Origin of the sequence: Bradyrhizobium sp., assembly GCF_049512235.1 — a bacterium.
Classification (GTDB): Bacteria; Pseudomonadota; Alphaproteobacteria; order Rhizobiales; family Xanthobacteraceae; genus Bradyrhizobium.
Genome location: NZ_JBEKXH010000445.1, coordinates 1 through 5,371, shown reverse-complemented (window position 1 = coordinate 5,371; position 5,371 = coordinate 1). Strand labels below are relative to the sequence as shown.

General features: G+C 60.1%; 5 protein-coding genes and 1 pseudogene. 3 read left to right on the top strand and 3 right to left on the bottom strand.

Annotation, left to right across the window (positions count from 1 at the left end):
* A partial coding sequence (locus tag ABSG20_RS28955) for a hypothetical protein (protein ID WP_423867887.1) occupies positions 1 to 221 on the bottom strand: 221 nt, incomplete at its 3' end.
* Between the two features lie 323 nt (positions 222 to 544).
* Between ABSG20_RS28955 and ABSG20_RS28950 the strand changes: the two genes are divergently transcribed.
* The 3 genes from ABSG20_RS28950 to ABSG20_RS28940 all read left to right on the top strand — a co-directional run bounded on the left by ABSG20_RS28950 (position 545) and on the right by ABSG20_RS28940 (position 3,837).
* Positions 545 to 802 (top strand): hypothetical protein, encoded by a 258-nt coding sequence (locus tag ABSG20_RS28950; protein WP_423867886.1) that lies wholly within the window; start codon positions 545 to 547, stop codon positions 800 to 802.
* 553 nt (positions 803 to 1,355) lie between these two features.
* Positions 1,356 to 2,663 (top strand): MFS transporter, encoded by a 1,308-nt coding sequence (locus ABSG20_RS28945; protein WP_423867885.1) that lies wholly within the window; start codon positions 1,356 to 1,358, stop codon positions 2,661 to 2,663.
* Positions 2,664 to 2,739: 76 nt separating this feature from the next.
* Complete coding sequence (locus ABSG20_RS28940; RefSeq protein ID WP_423867884.1) at positions 2,740 to 3,837, top strand: enolase C-terminal domain-like protein; 1,098 nt, start codon at positions 2,740 to 2,742, stop codon at positions 3,835 to 3,837.
* A 46-nt stretch (positions 3,838 to 3,883) separates the two neighbouring features.
* On the opposite strand, the gene ABSG20_RS28935 is transcribed toward ABSG20_RS28940, so the two are convergent.
* Together ABSG20_RS28935 and ABSG20_RS28930 are read right to left on the bottom strand one after the other, a co-directional pair.
* The gene (locus tag ABSG20_RS28935; RefSeq protein WP_423867883.1) at positions 3,884 to 4,669 is read right to left on the bottom strand and encodes a 2-keto-4-pentenoate hydratase; all 786 of its coding nucleotides are present in this window, start codon (positions 4,667 to 4,669) and stop codon (positions 3,884 to 3,886) included.
* Positions 4,670 to 4,762: 93 nt separating this feature from the next.
* Positions 4,763 to 5,371: pseudogene (locus ABSG20_RS28930) on the bottom strand (dihydroxy-acid dehydratase); the annotation flags it as partial.

The following is a 5,371-nucleotide window of genomic DNA, read 5'->3' as shown; positions in this document are numbered from 1 at the left end:
CTGACATAAGTCGACAGGTTTTTGGGTTCAGGCACCGCCACCAATGGATCTGTGATCAAGGGCGGATTAGCCGGGGTAAGATCGCCGGCCGTTGCAGGGGGAAGGCTGGTAATATTGTCCAACGGAGGTGGGTTTGCGGCTGCGTAGACCAGACTTGATCCACCGAGCGTTACCAAAGCAAGCGAAAGCATCGGCGTTGTCTTCAGAGCTCTCTTCGACATGCGTCTCTCCTGGGTGACGAATGATAAAAAATACCACTGGAGCGAGTAGTCGATCTCTGGTTGTAAAGTGCGTCTGCCCAGCGCGCTGCATTTGGAAAAATTAGCTCGCGCTATGCCCGACGGCGGGCACTTTTGTCGTGAGTTTGTTGCTACGTGAGCATTGACGCACCACAAACCAGCGCCAGATTTGATCGAGCGTGGTGGCGAAATCGATGCTGAAGTGGTGAATTCGGCCTATGCGCGCGCAGAACGCAAGCGATTCGGCATTTCTTGATCAGGCCGCTTTGGCCAGCTCGGCGACGCGCTGCCAGGTCGTGGCTTTCATGCTGGACCGCGCCTCCATCCGCGCCAGCCACGCCGCGAGATACGAATGCGGCGCGCCGAGTTCAGCCCTCTCGGTGAAGAAGCTGATGACCGGCGACCAGGAGGTCGGCCAGCGAGATCGCTTCGCCAGCAAAAAAGATTGCCTGCCCAACAGCCGTGCCAGTTCTGCCAACACCGGGCGCGCTTTGGGCATCGAGGCCGATATCGCGGCCTCGTCGGGCTCAAGCCCCATGATCCGCAGTCCGACCACGCGGTGAAAGACGATGACGTTGCCGACCCCGTGGAACAGAAATCACTTGCTCCTTGAAGCTTGTGGAATTTATCGGCTTCCGGCCTGAAGGCCTGCGGCGCATCGTCCCAGAAACTGTCCACCACACCAATACCCCTCGCGGCAGTTGTGGGATTGATGCACATTGGCTGTGCGGTTTCTCATGTTGTCGCCAGTGGCCGCCGACCTGCAAGCTGGCCGACAAAACCGCTAGGGGACGAAGAGCGGAAGAGCGGAAGAGCGGAAGAGCGGAAGAAATTGACGCGGTCAAGGGAGGACGTCGACCACCTTTGTCAGCCCAAGGGCGTGGGATTGCTGGATGCGTTGCGATCGCAGGCCGTGTGGGCGGGCGCGCAGCCGGCTTTTCGGTGATTTATTGCGCCGGCTTTAATCCAACATGCCCAGATCCAGCGCAATGAATAGTTCGGCGTGCCTTAGACTTTACGTTACAGAGCCCAGAGTTCGTCCGCACGACCAGGCGGATTTCAGGTACATGGTGGTTCGGCTCCGGCAACCACGAGGTTTCCGGCGGCGGGGGTAAAATGAGCGTCAATCCGAATCAAGTTATCGCGAAAGTGTCGCGTCGGTTCATTCCCTTCCTGATCTTGTGCTATTTCCTGTCCTATCTGGACCGGGTCAACATCGGCTTTGCCGCCCTGACGATGAACAAGGACATCGGACTCTCGTCGACGGCGTTCGGCCTTGGCGCGAGTATCTTCTTCCTCGGCTATTTCCTTTTCGAAGTGCCCAGTAACCTGATTCTCGAAAAGACCGGCGCGCGCATCTGGATCGCGCGCATCATGATCACCTGGGGCATCTTGTCTATCGGCCATGCGTTCATCTGGAACGACAGGAGCTTCTATGTATTGCGATTTATATTCGGCGTTGCCGAGGCCGGCTTCTTCCCCGGGATCATCCTTTATCTCACCTACTGGTTCCCCGCCGAGGTGCGCGCCCGCATCATCGGCATGTTCATGGTCGCCGTGCCGATCTCCTCCCTGATCGGCGCGCCGTTTTCGAGCTGGATTCTGAGCGTTGTCGGGGTCGGGCTCCTGGGCCTGAAGGGCTGGCAATGGATGTTCATTTTCGAGGGGATGCCGACGTTCATCATGGGCTTCGTTGTTCTTGCATACCTGACCGATAGTCCGAAGGACGCAACCTGGCTTAGCATCGAGGAGCGCAGCTGGCTCGTCCAGCGGCTCGCCGCCGAGCGCGCCAACAAGGAGGCCATTCATCACTTCACGCTGAAAGAAGCGCTTACCCATCCGCGCGTCCTTGCGCTGGCTCTGGTTTACTTCGGCGTCGTGATCGGCCTTTACAGCCTCGGACTCTGGCTGCCACAGATCGTCAAGAATTTTGGCGCCAGCATCATGGAGACGGGATTCCTTACGGCAATCCCGGGACTGGTCGGGGCGCTCGCCATCATCTGGTGGACGCGGCATTCCGACGCCACCGGCGAGCGCAAGTGGCATATGATCATTCCGTCGATGTTGGGCGGGATCGCACTGGCAGCGAGCGCGAGCGTCGCCTCGTCTACCGCATCCTACGTCTTCCTTACGATCGCCGCCGGCTGCATCTACGCAGCGCTGCCCTCTTTCTGGCCGCTTCCGACGGCGATGTTGAGCGGCGCGGCGGCCGCCGGCGGGATTGCGCTGATCAACGCGCTCGGCAATCTTGGCGGTTTTGTCGGTCCGTTCTTCATCGGCTGGATGAAGGATTTTACGGGCACCTTCGCGAGTGGCCTCTATGGTCTGGCGGGCTTCATGGTGATGTCGGGCGTGATCGTTCTGATTCTCGGGCACGACACCCGCTTCGAACATGCGCCGGCGCCCGTTCACGAGGCGCCTTGACGAAGGATTTGCGCGTGCCTCGAAGATGGTGGATCAGCCTCAGAACCGCGGAATACGATAATGCTGCGAGGGTAACATGCAGAGCAAGAACAAGCTGACCTTGGAGGGAATTGAGGTGCGCGCGGTCTCGATTCCGATGCGCAGGCCGATCGTGTCCAAAGTGGGCGCTTACCCAGAGTGGCCGTTCATCCTGATCGATGTCAAAACAAAAGAGGGTGTTGTCGGCAGAAGCTATCTTGAGCCTTATTTAAGGGAAGCAGTGCGCTACATCGGCCCGGCTATTCTTGATTTGGCCGATATGCTCAAAGGGCGTCAACTCGCACCGCTCGACTTCTTTCGGGATGCGATGAACAAGCTGCATCTGATCGGGCGGCAGGGCGTAAGCCTCATCGCTGCCGCGGGCATCGACATGGCCATATGGGACGCTCTCGCGAAGGCAGCGGGATTGCCGCTGGCTGCGCTGCTCGGGGGCAGCGTCGGTCACCTTCGAACCTACAACACCAACGGACTTTGGCTCATCCCGCTGGACAGGTTGGGCGAGGAGGCAGAACAACTGGTAGCGGAAGGGAATTTCAACGCGATCAAGATCCGGCTTGGTCGCCCCAGCTTGCGAGAGGACATGGAAGCGCTTCGAACGGTGCGCGACGCAATCGGCCCCGACATCGAGCTCATGTGCGATTTTAATCAGGGGCTCGCACTGCACGAAGCAATCTCCCGATGCCATGGTTTGGATGACCAGGGTCTGTATTGGTTTGAGGAGCCGGTTGTATTTGACGACTACGCGCATTCCGCCCAGCTGGCGCGCGAACTCAAGACACCGGTTCAGATCGGCGAGAACATTTACGGGCCGCGATCTTTCTTGCAGGCGGTCCTTGCCCAGGCAGCCGATCTGTATATGCCGGACCTGATGCGCATCGGTGGCGTGACAGGCTGGATGCGCTCGGCAGCCATCGCCGGGGCTTCCGGACATCCGATGTCCAGTCATCTATACCCGGAAGTCTCCGCCCACCTGCTTCGTGCCACGGAAACATGTGATTGGCTTGAGTGGCGAGACTGGGGCAATCCGATCATTGCCGAACCCTTTGAAGTGAAGGATGGGTTCGTCAACGTTCCAAACAGACCGGGAAACGGCATCGATTGGAACGAGGATGCGGTCAGCAAGTTCCTCTATTGATTGATGGGTTGGGCGCTGCCGGATCGACCGTCCTGCGAGAGTTTTTCTACCCGAACCCCACCGACACGTGTCCGAGCACACCGAAATCGGCTGCGACAAAATCGCCGGCCTGAATTGGCAGCGGTGGATGACAGGTGCCGGTCGTGACCACCTCCCCTGCCCTCAGCGTCAACCCAAGCCCGCGCAATTCGTTCGCGAGCCAGGTCAGCGCGACGCGGGGATCGCCGAGTACATTCTTGCCGTGCCCGATATGAACCTTGCCGCCCAGCGTGATCGCCGGTCTCTCCTCGATCAAATCGCGCGCGCGCCAATCCGCCGGCGTCGGCGCACCCAGGACAAACAAATGCGCGCAGGCATCGTCCGCGATCAGCTGCGCCTCACCGGCCGTGACAAAATCGGCAAATCGCGAGTCTGGAATTTCGATCGCCGGGTGCAGGTTGCCGACGGCGTCAAGCACCTCGCTCACGGTATAAGGCGAAGATCGCGGCGGCAGGTCTCTTGCCATGCGAAAAGCGAATTCGGGCTCGGCGACGCGCATCCCGTTGCCGTGCATCGACGCGACGCCGCCATCCGCGACTACCATTTCCGGCAGGATACGACCGGCCATGGGGCCCGCGACATTAATGTGCTTCTGGCCGGCTTCGCTGGTCGCGGCGATCTTCCAGCCGAACAGTTTTCCGCGCGAGGTGCGTTCAATCTCTGCCTGAATGGCATAGGCCTCGATGCGGTCGCGCGGTCGTAGACCAGGCTCAAGCGCGGCGAGCTTCGAGCCAGCGCGCCAATGATCGTGCAAGGCACGCGAAGCCGCTGCTATCTCTTGCTGGTCGAGCATGCCGGTCAGCTTCCTCCATCCTGTGTCGCTAAGTGCCACGCGAGCGCCGGGAGGGGCCAAGAGGGCTCCGACTTCAAGGCGACAATGATACGTTCAAATATCCGCATAACACAGTTTCTCTTGCGCCCCGCCCGGATGGGTTACCGCGCCACCCACCGCCGGCCCGACCTGCTGAGCATATTTCCACAATGCACCTGACGTATGATTGGTCGGGCGAGACCTCCATTTGGATTTGCGCTCGGCCAACTCCGCCTCTGTCAATTTGACGTCAAGCGTCCCGACGACCGCATCGATTTCAATGAGATCGCCGTCCTGCAGCAGCGCGATCGGGCCGCCCACCGCTGCTTCCGGCCCGACATGGCCGATGCAGAAGCCGCGCGTCGCGCCGGAGAATCGACCGTCGGTGATAAGTGCTATCTTGCCGCCCATGCCCTGCCCGGTCAGCGCCGCCGTGGTCGAAAGCATTTCCCGCATGCCGGGACCGCCACGCGGTCCCTCGTAGCGGATGACGATGACCTCGCCTTCCCTGTACGTCTTCTTCTGGACCGCCTCGAAGGCATCCTCTTCGCGATCGAAGCAACGGGCCGGACCGGTGAATTTCAAGTTCGACATGCCCGCGACCTTCACGATCGCGCCCTCAGGCGCGAGATTTCCCTTCAAACCGACCACACCGCCGGTAACGGTGATCGGCTTGTCGGCGGG